Origin of the sequence: Gloeotrichia echinulata CP02 (assembly GCA_038087035.1) — a bacterium.
GTDB lineage: Bacteria > Cyanobacteriota > Cyanobacteriia > Cyanobacteriales > Nostocaceae > Gloeotrichia > Gloeotrichia echinulata.
Genome location: CP051187.1, coordinates 3488067 through 3504365, shown reverse-complemented (window position 1 = coordinate 3504365; position 16299 = coordinate 3488067). Strand labels below are relative to the sequence as shown.

The 16299-nt window shown below is 44.4% G+C and carries 11 protein-coding genes and 1 pseudogene; 9 read left to right on the top strand and 3 right to left on the bottom strand.

Translation table 11 applies throughout. The features are described from left to right. Positions 1 to 93: 93 nt before the first annotated feature. On the bottom strand, positions 94 to 501 hold the full coding sequence (gene tnpA, locus HEQ19_15380) for an IS200/IS605 family transposase (protein WYM00690.1): 408 nt from the start codon (positions 499 to 501) through the stop codon (positions 94 to 96). A 79-nt stretch (positions 502 to 580) separates the two neighbouring features. On the opposite strand from tnpA, the pseudogene HEQ19_15375 reads away from it, so the two are divergent. From HEQ19_15375 to HEQ19_15345, 7 genes and pseudogenes are all read left to right on the top strand, one after another. Then, a pseudogene (locus HEQ19_15375) lies at positions 581 to 1912 on the top strand (transposase). 199 nt (positions 1913 to 2111) lie between these two features. Beyond that, on the top strand, positions 2112 to 5513 hold the full coding sequence (locus HEQ19_15370) for an aminotransferase class I/II-fold pyridoxal phosphate-dependent enzyme (GenBank protein WYM00689.1): 3402 nt from the start codon (positions 2112 to 2114) through the stop codon (positions 5511 to 5513). Between the two features lie 39 nt (positions 5514 to 5552). Next, on the top strand, positions 5553 to 6668 hold the full coding sequence (locus HEQ19_15365; GenBank protein WYM00688.1) for an amidinotransferase: 1116 nt from the start codon (positions 5553 to 5555) through the stop codon (positions 6666 to 6668). A gap of 148 nt (positions 6669 to 6816) precedes the next feature. After that, positions 6817 to 7698: an SDR family NAD(P)-dependent oxidoreductase gene (locus tag HEQ19_15360; GenBank protein ID WYM00687.1), complete on the top strand. Its 882-nt coding sequence runs from the start codon at positions 6817 to 6819 to the stop codon at positions 7696 to 7698. A 28-nt stretch (positions 7699 to 7726) separates the two neighbouring features. Further along, entirely contained in the window at positions 7727 to 9034 is a 1308-nt protein-coding gene (locus HEQ19_15355) for an MFS transporter (GenBank protein WYM00686.1), read from the top strand. 309 nt (positions 9035 to 9343) lie between these two features. After that, the gene (locus HEQ19_15350; protein WYM00685.1) at positions 9344 to 10699 is read left to right on the top strand and encodes a 16S rRNA (cytosine(967)-C(5))-methyltransferase; all 1356 of its coding nucleotides are present in this window, start codon (positions 9344 to 9346) and stop codon (positions 10697 to 10699) included. Positions 10700 to 10755: 56 nt separating this feature from the next. Beyond that, positions 10756 to 11178, top strand: a complete 423-nt coding sequence (locus HEQ19_15345) for a TerB family tellurite resistance protein (GenBank protein WYM00684.1) — start codon at positions 10756 to 10758, stop codon at positions 11176 to 11178. Positions 11179 to 11249: 71 nt separating this feature from the next. Here HEQ19_15345 and HEQ19_15340 read toward each other — a convergent pair whose 3' ends face one another. Beyond that, positions 11250 to 11462 (bottom strand): hypothetical protein, encoded by a 213-nt coding sequence (locus HEQ19_15340; GenBank protein WYM00683.1) that lies wholly within the window; start codon positions 11460 to 11462, stop codon positions 11250 to 11252. A 634-nt stretch (positions 11463 to 12096) separates the two neighbouring features. Further along, positions 12097 to 14631, bottom strand: coding sequence for a penicillin-binding protein 1A (locus HEQ19_15335; GenBank protein ID WYM00682.1), 2535 nt, complete (start codon positions 14629 to 14631; stop codon positions 12097 to 12099). Positions 14632 to 14924: 293 nt separating this feature from the next. Here HEQ19_15335 and folK point away from each other — a divergent pair, with 293 nt between their 5' ends. Next, the gene (gene folK, locus HEQ19_15330) at positions 14925 to 15377 is read left to right on the top strand and encodes a 2-amino-4-hydroxy-6-hydroxymethyldihydropteridine diphosphokinase (GenBank protein ID WYM03428.1); all 453 of its coding nucleotides are present in this window, start codon (positions 14925 to 14927) and stop codon (positions 15375 to 15377) included. A gap of 87 nt (positions 15378 to 15464) precedes the next feature. Continuing rightward, positions 15465 to 16013, top strand: a complete 549-nt coding sequence (locus HEQ19_15325; GenBank protein ID WYM00681.1) for an NUDIX hydrolase — start codon at positions 15465 to 15467, stop codon at positions 16011 to 16013. Positions 16014 to 16299 lie beyond the last annotated feature (286 nt).

The following is a 16299-nucleotide window of genomic DNA, read 5'->3' as shown; positions in this document are numbered from 1 at the left end:
AGGTGGGGATGAATAGCGGGCTGCGACGATTGCATCTATGACCAAAATCGACCGCAAGGTTGATAAGGGAATGGATGTATGAGGAGTAGCCATTCATTCATTTGGGGATTCTTGAGATTGTATATATTGCTTAATTTTTTCAATTGGTGCGCCGCCAGTAGAAGAGACATAATATGAACTAGACCAAAAAACAGGTTGACGATAAAAATTAGATAGATGTTCTGAGAATTCTTTCTGAATAATTCTTCTTGATGCTGATTTTAGACTACCTACAAGAACGGATAAGTTGTTATCTGGGTGGAAATCAACTAGCAAATGAACATGATCCACTTCGCCTGAAAACTCGATTAGTCTGCACTTGGTTTTTATACAGACATTTGCAAATATTTTTTGCAACCGTTCCAACATTGAAGCGGTTATTGTTTTGCGTCTGTACTTGGTTACAAACACAAAATGTAGGTGAATAGAGAAAACAGAATGAGAGCTTTTTCTGGGAACCACTTGACAAACCTATAGGTCAACTCTAATATAATAGAATAAATGTAAAAAGGAGGCAAATAAATCAGTGGCTACAAGACGGATGACTTTCAGGTTATACCCAAATAAGCAGATAGAGCAGTCTTTGCGGTATCACCGAAAGCTCCATAAAGACTTGTATAATGCTGCTATTTATAACAGATTCACTCAATATCAAAAGTTCAACCACAAGGTTGATTATTTTGAACAACAGAATTGTTTGCCAGAGTTCAAAGAAGTTTGAACAGAGTATAAAGAAATCAATTCTCAAGCTCTACAAGCAACTTTGAAACGTGTTGATTTTGCTTTCCAACGCTGGTTTGCAGGATTGGGTAAACGCCCTAAATACAAGTCAATTCGCCATTATTCTGGCTGGACATATCCAGCTAAAACTGGGTATTCTGTGGAATCTAACGGCGAAAACGGTTACTTGAATCTGTCTAAGATTGGACGCATTCAAATGCGAGGTCAGGCTAAGTATTGGGGAACACCTACTACTTGCACCATTGTTTTTAGAAATAACAAATGGTACGCATCTATTACCGTTGATGTTTTAGACCAAGTTCTCAAACCAGAAAATTTACCAACAGGTGCTATTGGTATAGACTTAGGTTGTATTTCAGCATTGTCAATTACTGATGGTCTAAATCATCAACAGATTGAAGCTCCCAAGTTTTTGAGAAATGCAGAACATCAAATCAAAAAAGCGTCTAAGGAGAAGAGGCGTAAACGCGCACCAAATAGAAAAAAGAAGATTAAGGCTTCTAGAAGATGGAAAAAAGCCCAAAATAAAGTTAGTAAACTAACTCGTAAAGTTGCTAACCAGCGTCAAAATTGGGTACATCAAGTTGCAGCAGAAATTGTCAGCGGTAATAGCTTCATTGCAACTGAGAAACTAGAAGTAAAGAACATGACAAGTTCGGCTAAGAAAGGTAAGCGTAAAAAGCAAAAAGCAGGTTTGAATAAGTCAATACTTGACGTAGGTTTTGGAATGCTACGCAGTGCCATCAAGTACAAAGTTGAGCAAATTGGTGGTGTATTTGTTGAAGTTCCAACCCTGAAGGTAAGGCCTAGTCAAACCTGCCCCAAATGCGGTCATCAGCACAAGAAAACACTCGATGTTAGAGTTCACGAGTGTAGTGTTTGTGGATATCGTCAAGACCGAGATATCGCCGCTGCCGAGGTAATGCTTTACTGGGCTAAAGGCACTCTACCGGAGTCAGGAACTGGCTTCGTAGGCGCAGAGCCATCTAGCTCTACTTCATGTACTCGTAAAAAAGCGGGAAGCATGAAGCAACTAGGGGCAAAGAAGCGTCAAAAATCTACAGAAAGCTTTGCTAGAAACGAACTGAGGGACGTAGAAACCCACAGTTCAGGCGAAGCCAACTGTGGGTAGTTCATCATAAACTTCGCGCTCATATGGACACAAAAGTTCCGTGAACTAAAAATGTGGAAATTCCATCAAAATCAACACCCTAGGATTAAAGCAATTCGCAATTCGCAATTCGTATGTTCGCTTTAAGTTAGGCTCAAAACTTAGCCTGAAACCCTGATTATTTCGTTGAATTACACAAGTTTTCGATTTACTGAAAGTTATGCTTACAAATTCGTTAGCAGATTGCAAAAGTCAAACCGGTACTATCTTGGAGGTACTGCAAAATTGGGCGTTATCGCAACCCCAGCAAGTAGCTTTCACCTTTCTCGAAGATGGTGAAACAGAGTCAGCACAAATAACCTATGCAGAACTTGTTAGCCGCGCTCGATGCATTGCTGGCTGCTTGCAAGTGCATGGAATACAACCTGGCGATAGGGCTTTACTGCTTTACCCGTCAGGACTGGAATTCATCACGGCCTTTTTGGGGTGCTTGTATGCTGGCGTGATTGCAGTACCCACTTATACCCCCCAATCTAAACGGCACTTGCCCAGGCTCCAAGCCATTTCCACGGATGCTAAGGCCAGCATTGTCCTCACCGATAGCCAAATATTGGCCGAACGTAACCGGAAATTTGCTTATCCCCCAGAGCTAGAGGTGATACCCTGGGCGGCCACCGATACTCACCAATGGACAGAAACTTCCCTCATCACAGAAATTACCAGTGAGACTTTAGCCTTTTTGCAGTACACATCGGGTTCAACTAGTCGGCCCAAAGGTGTGATGGTCAGTCATAGTAACATTCTCCACAACGAAAAATTGCTTGAGAAAGCTTGGGAGCATAGCTCTCAAACAGTTTATGCAGGCTGGCTACCACTGTTTCATGACATGGGACTGGTCTGTAATGTCCTACAACCCATTTACTTGGGTATTCCCTGTGTTTTTATGCCGCCAGTAGCTTTTTTACAGAGTCCAGTGCGCTGGCTAAAGGCTATTTCCAAATATGGGGCAACAACAAGTGGTGGACCTAATTTCGCGTACGATCTCTGTGTTCAAAAAGTAAGTGAGGCTCAAAAATCACAACTAGATCTCAGCAGTTGGTCGATCGCCTTCAATGGTGCAGAACCAGTCCGCCTTCATACATTGACAAAATTTGCTACTGCCTTTGCACAGTGTGGTTTTCGATTGGAGTCTTTTAATCCTTCCTATGGCATGGCTGAAACCACGCTGATTGTGTCTGGCAGTAATAAATCTGCGGCTCCTGTAGTGCGGTCATTTAATAAATCTGCCCTCTCTGTGGGTCAGGTCAAACCAGAGGAAAGCTCCGCAGCGCAAGTATTCGTCGGCAACGGTCAACCAGTTCCCGACTTACAGGTAGTAATTGTTCATCCGGAGACCCTCACACCTTGCGAACCCAATCAAGTGGGTGAGATTTGGGTGTCTGGCTCAAGTGTTACCCAAGGCTATTGGCAACGACCTATAGAGACAGAAGAGACTTTTCATACTTATTTGGAAGATCGAGCCGCAGGACCTTTCCTTCGCACTGGTGATCTGGGTTTCTTGCATGACGGTGAGTTATTCTTTACCGGAAGATTTAAAGACTTAATCATCATTCGGGGACGTAACTACTATCCTCAGGATATTGAGTTAACAGTAGAAAATAGTCATCATGCGGTTCGCCCCAATTGTAGTGCAGCCTTTTCAATTGAAATCGATGAAACAGAGCAATTGGTGATTGTGGCAGAAGTGGATCGCCATAATAACAATCACTCAGAAGTTATTGCAGCCATTCGTACTGAGGTGACCAATCAGCATGAACTGTCTGTATATGCGGTCATTTTGCTGAAAACTGCTAGTATTCCCAAAACTTCTAGCGGCAAGATTCAGCGTCATGCTTGTCGCCATCAGTTTTTAGAGAAAAAATTGTTGGTCATTGCTGACTCTTACCTCAAGATGCCAGCAGTATCTCAGGAAACGTCACAATCTCTGGATAATCTCATTGCTGTGGGTGATGCCCATTCAATTCAGTACTGGATTGAGCGATGGTTAATCGTCGAGCTAAAGCTGCCTCCCACAATGATTGTTACAAATAAAACATTTGCAGAATACGGCTTGGACTCAGTTTCCGCAGCAGAGTTAGTAGTAGCCTTGGAAGCTAAGTTGAATTATCCTCTTAAACTAGAACCTCATGTATTTTGGGAATACCCAGAGGTTACTGACTTCAGCCAGCATCTGAGTAAATTGATTCGCCAAGAGCCATCTGATTTGGTGAGGTCAGATTTAGTTTTAAATAATTTTCCAGCCAATGTTCAAGCCCCCACTGAACTTTCTTCAGTCGCTTCTATTGAGGAGGAGTCTGAATCATTGTCTGGGCGGAATTTTCTGGCTCCTTCCTGCCTTCTGCCTTCTTCCTGCCTTCTGCCTTCTCAAGCCTTTGAGGAAATTCCCCAGATTCTGAAACGAGTTACAAAACAACAAAACCGTCGGGTTTTCATCGATGAACGCTGGATTTGCGACTTTGCTTCTTGTAACTATTTGGGATTAGATTTGCATCCGCAAGTACAGAAAGCTATTGCTCCGGCCATTAGTAAATGGGGAACTCATCCGAGTTGGACGAGAGCCGTAGCTTCTCCCGACCTCTATCGCATATTGGAGAAGGCATTATCCGATTTGATCAAAGCACCAGATGTTCTGGTATTTCCGGCCTTGACCCTACTGCATATGGGAGTGATTCCGATGTTGGCAGGAAAAGAGGGTGTAATTTTCATTGACAATGCAGCTCACCGCTCTGTTTCTGAAGCCTGTCGTCTGGCTCAACAAGATGGCGCAAAGGTCATCAATTACAAGCACAATGATTTAGATGATTTGGCTAACAAATTAAAGCGTTATGCCGATGCACCAGTCAAGCTAATTGCGATCGACGGCGTTTATTCAATGTCAGCTAATTATCCCGACTTACCATCCTACGTAAAGTTAGCCAAGCAATACGATGCGACAATTTATGTCGATGATGCTCATGGTTTTGGCCTGGTCGGTGAAAATCCCACCCCAGAAATGCCCTATGGTCAGTTTGGCAACGGTATTGTCAATCATTTTGGATTGCGATACGCGGAGGATCGCATTGTCTACTGTGCAGGACTCTCGAAAGCGTTTTCTTCCTTTGGTGCTTTTGTCACCTGTACTGATGCCGAAATGAAGAGAATATTGTCAACTGCTTGGACAGCGATATTTTCTGGTCCTTCGCCAGTGGCCAGCTTGGCCAGTGCGATCGCGGGACTGGAGGTCAATCTACAAGAAGGACAAATGTTACGACAACATATCTATCGCCTGACGCAAAAGCTAGTGATCTCAGCGAGAGAAATCGGGTTTGAAGTCGATAACCAAGGCTACTTCCCCATCGTTAGTGTCGTGGTGGGATCAGTTGAATCGGCCATCACTGCCTGTAAAATACTATGGAAGCATGGAATACTGATTACCCCGGGTATTTTTCCGGCTGTTCCCTACAATCGCAGCATCTTGCGGTTTTCGATTACTGCGGCCAATACCGATATTGAAATAGATCAAGTACTGGTTGCCTTAAGAGATATTCACACTGAACTCTCAACAGCCTCAATCTTGAATTAATCACCACAAAAAACTAGCTAATTTAATAGGAACCCTATCATGACACAATCAATCGATAAAACCACCATAACTTCTAGCACATGCGTCGTTAATTCTTACAACGAATGGGACACATTGGAAGAGGTGATTGTTGGCATTGTTGACGATGCCATGTTTCCATCTTGGAACACTATTAATCAATGGACTGTTCCCCCAGGTGCGTGGGAAACATTTGAAGAGATTGTTGGGGAAGGGGGTGTAGCCTACCCTGCAGAGTTTGTGACTGCTGCAAAAAAATGCCTAAAGGAATTCGTACATATCCTGGAGGCAGAGGGTGTGATAGTCCGAAGACCTGATCCTATGGACTTTGCCGCTCCCTATTCCACCCCAGCTTGGCAGATCGATAATGGGTTTTGTGCAGCAAACCCCCGCGACGTTTTTATCGTTGTTGGCAATCAAATCATCGAAGCACCAATGGCTGATCGAGGACGCTATTTTGAAACCTGGCCTTATAGATCGCTACTCAAAGAGTATTTTAAGCAGGGAGCGCAATGGGTGGCGGCTCCTAAGCCCCAGTTACTAGATGATCAGTTTGACCCAAATTACGAAGTGGCTAAAGATGGCGAACCCATGCGGTTTGTAACCACCGAATTTGAGCCAACCTTTGATGCAGCAGACTTTGTGCGGTGTGGTCGGGATTTGTTTGCTCAAAAGAGTCATGTCACAAATAGCTTGGGGATTGAATGGTTGCAACGTCATCTGGGAGAAGAATACCGCATTCATCTGTTGGAGTCTCGCTGTCCCCAAGCTATGCATATTGACACGACCTTTATGCCCCTAGCTCCAGGCAAAGTTCTGGTCAATCCAGAATTTTTGGACATCTCAGCCCTACCCAAGATTCTCAATAGTTGGGACATATTAGTAGCTCCGTACCCCATGTATACATCCACAAACAAATTAGGTGTCATTAGCGGCTGGGCAAATATGAATATGTTGATGCTAGATCACGAACGGGTGATTGTGGAAAAATCTCAGGAGCCGATGATTCAAGCACTCAAAGATTGGGGCTTTATACCAATTAAGTGCTCATTTGAGAACTACTATCCCTTTGCGGGGTCGTTTCACTGTGCCACCTTAGATATTCGTCGCAGTGGCGGTTTGCAATCCTACTTTTAACGTAAGTTGCTAGTTATATGAGGTAGGGTGCGTCAGAAACCGAAAATTAGTTATCTTCGTTGAAAATTAACCTGTCTGACGCACCCTACAGACTATAAAATTCACCAAAATTAATAACTAGCAACTTGGGTTTTTAGGATATAGATTTATGCATTTTCCAGCATCTGGAGTCAAGTCCGCCATTTTTATTACTGCTGCCTCCAGTGGTATCGGAGCCGCCTGTGCCAAAACATTTGCGAATCTTGGGTTTTGGGTATTTGCAGGAGTCAGGGATCTCGACAAAGGAGCAGCATTACAACAAGAAGCCGGAGACAATATTACTCCGGTGCTGCTCGATGTTACCGATTTAGCTACGATTGAAACAGCAGTAGCTCAGATCAGTGCGGCGCTATGTCAACGGGATGTATTACTGAGCGGTTTATTAAATAATTCCGCTCACGAATATATGGGGCCTTTTGAGCTTTTGCCATTGGAGTGGGTGCGTCACGAAATGGACGTTGGTTATTTTGGCTATCTATCCATGATTAAGGCTTGCTTGCCCCTCCTGAGGCGATCACAGGGACGAATTGTGAATATTAGTTCGATCAATGGTCGATGTGTATTTCCAATTGTGGGCAGTGGCTGTGCAACTAAATATGCGATTGAAGCATTGTCTGATGCCCTGCGATTGGAGCTGTCTCCTTGGAACATTAAAGTAGCACTGATTGAACCAGCAGTTGTGGTCACCCCCTTATGGGAGAAGTCCCAAGCAACCTTTGAGAAGTTGCCTAGTTTAGTCACAAAAGAACAGCTAGATCTTTACTACCCCTCTTGGTCAGAAGCAGTAGAGAAAACAGCTCTAGACACTCAACGATATTACGCGACGGGAACACCCGTTGAACAGGCTGTGAACATGGTTGCCCACGCCTTGTTTAGCAAAAAACCAAAAATTCGGTATTTACTTGGCTGGAATGCCAAATTAATTGCTGTAGCCCGTTGGCTTCTCCCCGATTGGCTGTTTGATCGCTTGGCAATTTCTGTGTTTCATTAGTTTTAAATTCACGAAAAAAGTATCAAATATGGAGCAGCGCACTGCCCAAAGCATGGGTGTTTTTATTGTCGTCTGGTTGGGGCAATTGCTCTCATTGCTCGGCTCAGGCCTAACCAGCTTTGTTCTCGGTATTTGGGTTTACCAACAGACTGGCTCTATCACTCAATTTGCGCTTATCTCTATGTTTGCCCAGCTGCCGAGTGTTCTACTTTTCCCCCTCGCTGGTGTCCTTGTGGATCGTTGGAACCGACGATGGGTGATGCTTGTTTGTGATACAGGATCGGGGTTAACCATGTTGGTGATTGCCTATCTTGTTCTTAACGAACATTTGGCAGTTTGGCATATATACGTAGCCGTTGCCATCAACTCTATCTTTAGCTCCTGTCATTGGCCAGCATATACGGCAGCAGCTACTTTACTGCTACCAAAAAAATACTTGAGTTGGGGGACTGGCATGATGCAGATGGGAGAGTCCAGTCGTCTAGTGGCTCCCCTGTTGGGAGGAGTATTACTAGATACTATCCATCTGCAGGGTGTCATTCTAGTTGACAGCATCACTTTTTTGTTCGCTTTTGTGACCTTGGTGTTGGTGCGATTCCCGCAGGTTAAAGCAGTATCTCCATTGACCAAAAGTTCAGTGCTGAAAGAAGCAGCCTATGGCTGGAATTATATTCGCAAGCGTGTGGGGTTATTGGCACTAGTCTTCTTTATGTCCGCTGCTAACTTTTTGCTAGGGGTGGTGGAAATTCTAGCTACTCCTATGGCCCTGTCATTTACTTCTCCAGCAACTTTGGGTAAGATTTTGTCCATTGGCAGCATGGGAATATTAGCTGGCAGTTTGTTGGTTAGTCATTGGAATATTCGGATAAGGCTGGTTTATGGTGTTTTGGGTTCTCAAGTGATCAATGGGCTATCAGTTCTTATGGTAGGGTTCCATCCTACCGTTGTGACTTTGACTATTGCTATATTTGTCTCGTTTTGTGGTTTGGCGACGACTAATGGCTGTAGTCAACTGATCCTTAGAAAAAAGGTGGCGATCGAGGTTCAAGGCCGGGTGTTTGCCTTTAGTCGCACACTTTCGGATGCTACTATCCCTGTAGCCTTTGGGGTTGCAGGTTTTTTAGCCGATCAGATTTTTGAACCATTGATGGCAGACAATGGTTTACTAGCCCCAACTGTCGGACAAGTAATCGGTGTTGGATCTGGACAGGGAATACGCCTTTTATTGATGATCATAGGATGCTTGATAGTGTTTATGAGCATTTACGCTTGGCAATGTCGGCACTTAACGTCTGTTGAAAAAGAATTACCCGACACCATAGATTTTGGCGTTTAGATCCTGGTTTTTTGATAGCGAAGATGAGGCACGGCTGATTGCTCTCGCCTGTGGAACGCTACCTTCCGGTGGTGTTCCCTGGACGTTGCATCTCTTGGCCGACCGCTTTGTTGAGATTAACATTGTGCCCCATTGGAGTGCTAACATGATCCACCCGCATTTATGCGTGGGGTATTCCTGTCGCTGGCGAAATATTTAGAGAACCGGTGACGCTACAATTTCCACTATTGTCGTGTTATATATATTAAAAATCGGGATTAACGTTTTCTGCAAATATACTGCGCTAGAAACAGACGCTGACGTAACTTCATGACGAACCCCCGTCAATTAGCTTTTCACGCCCTGGGAGATGTTCACAAGGGGGCTTATGCTGATTTTGCCCTAGACCGTGTGCTGCAACGGGCAAATTTGCCTAATCATGATCGCCGTTTGGTGACAGAATTAGTATATGGCAGTGTCCGCAGGCAGCGCACTCTGGATGCTCTGATTGACCAATTGGCTAAAAAGAAAGCCCATCAACAACCTCCAGACCTCCGCGCTATCCTCCATCTGGGCTTGTACCAACTGCGCTATCAAGAACGTATACCTGCTTCAGCGGCTGTCAATACTACTGTCCAATTGGCTAAAGAAAATGGCTTTTCGGGACTGACGGGTTTTGTTAATGGTCTATTACGTCAATATCTCCGCCTTGTGGTAGAGCGGGGGGAAGATGATCCTTTAGAATTGTCGGACAATCCGGTGGAACGTTTGGGGATTTTACACAGTTTTCCTGACTGGATTATACAAGTTTGGTTAGAACAATTGGGTGTGGTGGAAACGGAAAAATTATGTCTGTGGATGAACCAATCTCCCACCATTGACTTGCGAATTAATCCCCTTCGCACTTCCATTGAAGCTGTTGAAGCGGCGTTACAATCGGTTAATGTGCTAGTCAGGCGCGTTCCCCATTTACCCCAAGCTTTACGAATTATTGGTAACAGTGGTCCGATTCAAGAACTTCCAGGTTTTAGCGAGGGTTGGTGGATTGTACAAGATAGTAGCGCCCAGTTGGTGAGTCATTTGCTTGACCCCCAACCTGGTGAGGTGATTATTGATGCCTGTGCTGCACCGGGGGGGAAAACAACTCATATTGCGGAATTAATGAGGGATGAGGGGAAGATTTGGGCTAGCGATCGCACTGCTTCTCGTCTGCGTAAACTACAGGAAAATGCTCGTCGGTTGAATTTGCAATCAATTGAAATTTGCACTGGGGATACTCGCCATTTTTCCCAGTTTAAAAATACTGCAGACCGTGTATTACTTGATGCACCATGTTCCGGTTTGGGCACCTTGCACCGTCATGCAGATGCGCGTTGGCGACAGACACCAGAGACTGTCTTTGAACTTTCGCGGCTGCAAACAGAATTGTTATCACACACGTCAACTTTTGTTAAAGATGGGGGTGTATTGGTATACGCCACCTGTACCCTGCATCCTGTGGAAAATGAAGGCGTCATTACTGCCTTTTTAGCACAGAACCCTGATTGGAAAATCGCACCTTTGCAAGTTGATTCACCTTTTGCTGATTATACCACATCACAGGGCTGGCTGCAAGTCTGGCCTCATCAACAGGATATGGATGGCTTTTTTATGGTGCGCTTAAGAAAAACCGATAATTCCGAGTGAGTACTGTTTCGGGCTGTAGGATTTGATGGAGGTTTGAATCTCCCAGAGGATGCAGCATGGTTACTAACGCCAATGTGAAAAATTTAGTTAAAATCCTGATAGGAGCAGCTTGGATTGATGGTAGAATTCAGCCGGAAGAACGGCAGTATCTGCGCGAAATAGCGCAAGCAAAAGGTTTGGCTACCGATCCAGAGATTAAGCCTTGGTTGTACGAATTAGTTCCTGTGCAACCAAAACAGTGCTATAACTGGGTGGAGGAATATCTAGGCGATCGCCCCAGCGTTGAAGATTGCGAAAATCTGATTGAAGCCATCAGTGGTTTAATTTATAGCGATGGTGAAGTGGCGATGGAGGAAGCAAGACTCCTGACAAAATTACAGGAGTTAGCCAAGATAAACGAGTCAAACCAACCAGCCCATACTACGCTGCTCAAGCAAATTCAAAAACTTTACCGTCGTTGGGTTGAAGTTCAAAACTAATCATCGTGCTAAGTGATGACTGTTGAATGATGACGGTTGATAGTTCATGGTTGACTATCAACCGTCAAACCTCAACTTTTACCCGGACTTTCTTCTTTATCAACCTTGGGGACAAAATCAGGACGGTCTTTATTTTCCCAACCAGGTGGACGTTTAGAGTTGTACCAAGCAATTGAACCAATGGTTACAGCTGCAATAAAACCAACCACATACACCAAGGTGAAAGCTAAAGGAAAATGGGAACCAGCAACTTCTGGTGCTGCTGTTTGCATGAATAAATACATGAGTATATTGTCCTGTTGTTGGTAACACTTCTTAACAAAGTATAAACCGAGCGTATCACCTATACACCACTCATACATCTCCCGCTAGTTTGACCGACTGGAGACAGAGGGAGCGGGAGAGGAGGAGATTGGGGGATAACTTCAGTTAACAGTTAACAGTTAACTGTTAACTGTTAACTGGTTTAAGCCCCGCACCCGTACTTCGTCCCGCTACGCTAATGTGGTCGCGGTCAATCCAAAAGACGCTCCTAAGTCGCTTTACGCTACGCTATGCCGTAGGCTTTACACTGCGAAGCACGCAAATCTAAAATCCAAAATTGGCTGACCCTTGACCCCTAATACCATTTCACCAAAACTCTGATACATATAGATTTCCCGTAAGGGCACGGCAATGCCGTGCCCCTACCAACGTATTTGTATCATATTTAAAGTGAAACGGTATAACTCCTAACTCCTAACTCCTAACTCCTAACTCCTCACTCCTCACTCCTCACTCATTACTCATTACTCATTACTCATTACTCATTACTCATTACTCATTACTCATTACTCATTACTCATTACTCCTCACTCATTACTCCTTACTCATTACTCATTACTCATTACTCATTACTCATTACTCACTCCTCACTCCTCATTGTGAGGAAGATTCACTCGGTCTGAGTCTTTCGCGCCAAGAAGGCTGTGACGGTGAAGAATCGGAAGAACCGGAACCGGAGGAATTATTGCTTTCGGGGGAGGAAGACCGTTGAGACCTTGAAGGTGAAGGGGAATCGGATTCTACTCGTCGCGATCGCCGTCGTGGACGATATGAATTAGAGGAAGAGTCACTGGAACCAGATTCTTCGCTGCGATATCGGCGTCGCCTTGTAGGTGTTGGTGTGTCATCGTTTTGCTGCTGATAATAACGCCTTCTGCGTCTGGGAGTCTCATCTGATTGTTGCTGGTCTTGTTGAGAATAGCTTCTCCTACTTCTGCGTCTTCTCGATGGGCGTTCATCATTGTTAGAGTTATCTCTATTTGAGTTATCTCTATTTGAGTTATATCTATTTGAGTTGTCCCCATCTGATTGGTTATCATCAGAAGATATAGGCTTCTTGACGATTCGTTTCCCCTTGATGGGTTCGGCCTTGATGGTGCCTTTACGTCCTTTTAGCTTTGGTCGTTCGGGAAACTTTTCTACCGCCATTCCCTTGACTGCTTTTTCCATAAATTCGTGCCAGGTATAGGCGGCGCTACCACTGCTACCATTAGTGGGGCGATTGTCATCGTTACCGAGCCAAACCCCAGCGACGACTTGGGGAATATAGCCAATAAACCACAAGTCCCGGGCTTCATCGGATGTACCTGTCTTACCTGCTACGGGTCTGTTATCTAACTGAGCAGGAGTACCCGTACCCTCTTCCACAACATTGCGTAGCATCCAGGTCATAATTGCGGCACTTTGAGCGTCAAGGGCCCGTTTGGGCTGGAAATCTGCTGACCAGACTACCTCGCGCCGACGGTTGAGAACGCGGCGAATCCCGTGAACTTCGCTGTGCAATCCAATAGTAGCAAAGCTGCCATAAGCGCTGGTTAATTCCAGCAGATTCACTTCATTCGAGCCAAGGGCTAAGGAATAACTAGGCTTGAGTTGCGATTTAATCCCCATTTGATGGGCTAGTTTAATGGTAGGATTAAACCCGACATCGATCAACAACTTCACCGCAATAATATTTATAGAACGGGTGAGAGCATCTCGCAGAGTCATTGTGCCGTAAAACTTTTCACTGTAGTTTTTTGGTTCATAGCCACCCACCTCAAAAGGTTCATCCAGGTAACTGTCATTGGGACTCTTGCCGGTAGCGATCGCTGTAGCATAGACAAAGCCCTTAAATGTCGATCCTGGTTGACGCTGGGCTTGGGTAACACGATTAAACTGGTTCTTACCAAAGTCTTTACCACCAACCATTGCTTGTATTTCACCATTGCGGGGGTCAATGGCTACTAAAGCCCCTTGCTTAAAGTTTTCCCAGCTACCTTGATTTCGTAGCGTTTTTGCTACAGCCTCTTCTGCGGCTTTTTGCCAAGTCGGGTTGAGGGTGGTTTCCACCACTAAGCCTCCCCCTGCCAATATATCGGGGGAAACGTACTTGGGCAATTCTTTTTGGATATAGGTAGTAAAATAGGGAGATTCTACTTGCAGTCGCTTGGGGAAACGGCTTTTGATGGTTAATGGTTCCTGAATGGCTGCTTGCTTTTGGGCTACTGTAATTAATCCGTCTTCTTGCATCCTTTGCAGGACCATATTCCGGCGCTGTGTGGCTACTTGGGGATTTTTGTCTGGGGCGTAGACGCTGGGTGCTGGTGCCAAGCCGGCGATAGTTGCCATTTCTGGTAAGGTGAGTTGATCTACCGTTTTACTGAAGTATACCCAGGCAGCATCACCTACACCATAAGCCCCAGAACCCAAATATACCAAATTGAGATAGCGCTCAAGAATCTGGTCTTTGGTCAATTCTTGCTCCATTTTCTGAGCCAGACGGACTTCTTTGAGCTTACGCCAAAATGTCTTTTCTTGCTTGAGGAAAAGAATCCGGGCTAGCTGTTGGGTGATGGTACTACCACCTTCCACTACGTCCTGCGATCGCAAATTATTCCAAACCGCTCTGACAATCCCCTGGGGATCTACACCATTGTGTTGCTGAAATCTCCTATCTTCGGAGGCTACGAAAGCTTTCTTGAGTGTATCTGGTATTTGTTCTAGGTTTAGCTGTTCTCTGCCTATTTCTCCTTGCTGTTGTAATATAGTACCATCTGCAGCCTTGATCGTTAGCGTTTGCTCTCGGACAACGGCGTTTAACTCAGCTTTATTCGGTAAAGTGCGATCTATTTCCCCAATCCCGTAGTTGACAGCGATCATCCCACCACCTACACTCAAGCCAGCCCAAAACCAAAGGCGACGATAAAACGGTTTATCGCTGCTGGAAAATTTGGCAATTATCCCAGATGATATGTTTTGCATCTGGGCCAATAACTGCTTGCTTTTCACCAGCATTGTTGGTGGTGTGTTGTCATTTGCGGATTCCTCGCTTTCGTGATAATTACCAGAAGGCAATCGCGGTTTCTCCTTGTCAGGTTCACTTAAATCAGTTGATCGTAGCTTGAACCAGGAGGTCAGCTTCCCCACATTAGTTCCTCCCTCAAAGTAGTTGCCACCTAACCACCAATCAAAAATTTTGGGGTTAGCGCACCACATTCGTGCTAGTATAATATCCCATAAATAATTAACTAGATTCTGTGTAAAAGAATGATTTTTGAGAATTAGTTAATTTAGTTCTGTAACTGTTAATACATTTTCTTAAGTAATTGTTCAGAGAAAAAAAACTGTTAATAGCAGAGGGCAACAATACCGCCGAGCCTAGGTATAGACGCCCAGACAAAGGCTTATTTCCAGCTTGCGCCATTGCTCTCGGTAGTAATATGGGCGATTCCCAGGCAATTTTAGAAGCATCTATACAGAGTTTAGCTGATACACCGGGTATTTTTATCACTGCCAGATCCAGTTGGTATATCACCAAAGCCGTAGGACCACCACAGCCAGATTACTTAAACGGCTGCGTCATACTACAAACAGATATGCAACCCCAAATATTGTTAGAAAATTTATTAAAAATTGAACAAAAATTTGGGCGTGTTCGTCGACAACGTTGGGGACCACGCACCCTTGATCTGGATTTGTTGTTATATGATGACATAATTTTGCAGACACCAACCCTAGAAATTCCCCATCCCCGAATGCGGGAGCGAGCTTTTGTCTTGCTACCACTGACAGAAATCGCCTCAGATTGGGTAGAACCAGTTTCTGGGTCTGTTATTAAAGATTTGGTTAAAGAGGTAAACTGTTCTGATGTACAGTTATTTATGGGAAATTAAAATTACCAACCATAAACGCAGATAGCTGCTGATTTGTTAATCCTCATCAGTATTTTCTTGTGTATTTACAGACAAATAATTATTACTATGCCATTAGGTAGAGAATTACCACAGCTGCTGAAACAACGCTTATTCTATAAAGGTCGCAAGTTTAATTTTGAAGTTAATCGCTTGCGTTTACCTAATCAAGCGGAAGGAGAATGGGAATGTATTCGTCACCCAGGAGGCGCTCTAGCTGTGCCTGTAACAGCAGATGGTAAACTGATACTGGTGCGCCAGTATCGGTTTGCAGTTCAGGGAAGGATATTAGAATTTCCCGCCGGTACTTTGGAACCCAATGAAGAACCCCTCACAACAGTGCAGCGTGAAATTGAAGAGGAAACTGGCTATCGTGCCCATAAATGGGATAAACTAGGAGAGTTTTTCCTCGCTCCTGGCTATTCAGATGAGATTATCTATGCTTTTCTCGCTCGCGACTTGGAAAAGCTGGATACACCACCAAGCCAAGATCACGACGAGGATATTGAAACTGTATTTTACACTCCGCAAGAACTAGAAAAAGCGATTCTAGAGGGTGAAGCAATAGATGCGAAATCGATTTCTAGCTTTTTATTAGCTCGTTCGTTTTTAGTTTGAGCTGCTTGGCGTGGTCAATTGTCAGTGGTCAGTTGTTTTTGGATGTGGTTTAATACAGCAGATTGCAGGTAAATGAGGTACAGATATTACAATGATTTTCAGGTAAATAGACCACGCTTTTGGGGCGCAAGGCCTTGCGCCCCTACAAGGATCTGTGGTTAAAAGAAATGAAAGTTGCTGTATCTTGCTTGTAAGCTGTTATTACTTGTTTTACCACTGACTACTGACCACTGACCAAAAATTCCACTTTTGTAACAAGTCTAATGAACGCCTTCTCGTATTAATT

What these genes read in the sequence shown, in the direction of transcription:
- HEQ19_15370 (WYM00689.1), top strand. Translation starts at nt 2,112, where the DNA reads ATGCTTACAAATTCGTTAGCAGATTGCAAAAGTCAAACCGGTACTATC.
- HEQ19_15365 (WYM00688.1), top strand. Translation starts at nt 5,553, where the DNA reads ATGACACAATCAATCGATAAAACCACCATAACTTCTAGCACATGCGTC.
- HEQ19_15360 (WYM00687.1), top strand. Translation starts at nt 6,817, where the DNA reads ATGCATTTTCCAGCATCTGGAGTCAAGTCCGCCATTTTTATTACTGCT.
- HEQ19_15355 (WYM00686.1), top strand. Translation starts at nt 7,727, where the DNA reads ATGGAGCAGCGCACTGCCCAAAGCATGGGTGTTTTTATTGTCGTCTGG.
- HEQ19_15350 (WYM00685.1), top strand. Translation starts at nt 9,344, where the DNA reads ATGACGAACCCCCGTCAATTAGCTTTTCACGCCCTGGGAGATGTTCAC.
- HEQ19_15345 (WYM00684.1), top strand. Translation starts at nt 10,756, where the DNA reads ATGGTTACTAACGCCAATGTGAAAAATTTAGTTAAAATCCTGATAGGA.
- HEQ19_15340 (WYM00683.1), bottom strand. Translation starts at nt 11,462, where the DNA reads ATGTATTTATTCATGCAAACAGCAGCACCAGAAGTTGCTGGTTCCCAT.
- folK (WYM03428.1), top strand. Translation starts at nt 14,925, where the DNA reads ATGGGCGATTCCCAGGCAATTTTAGAAGCATCTATACAGAGTTTAGCT.
- HEQ19_15325 (WYM00681.1), top strand. Translation starts at nt 15,465, where the DNA reads ATGCCATTAGGTAGAGAATTACCACAGCTGCTGAAACAACGCTTATTC.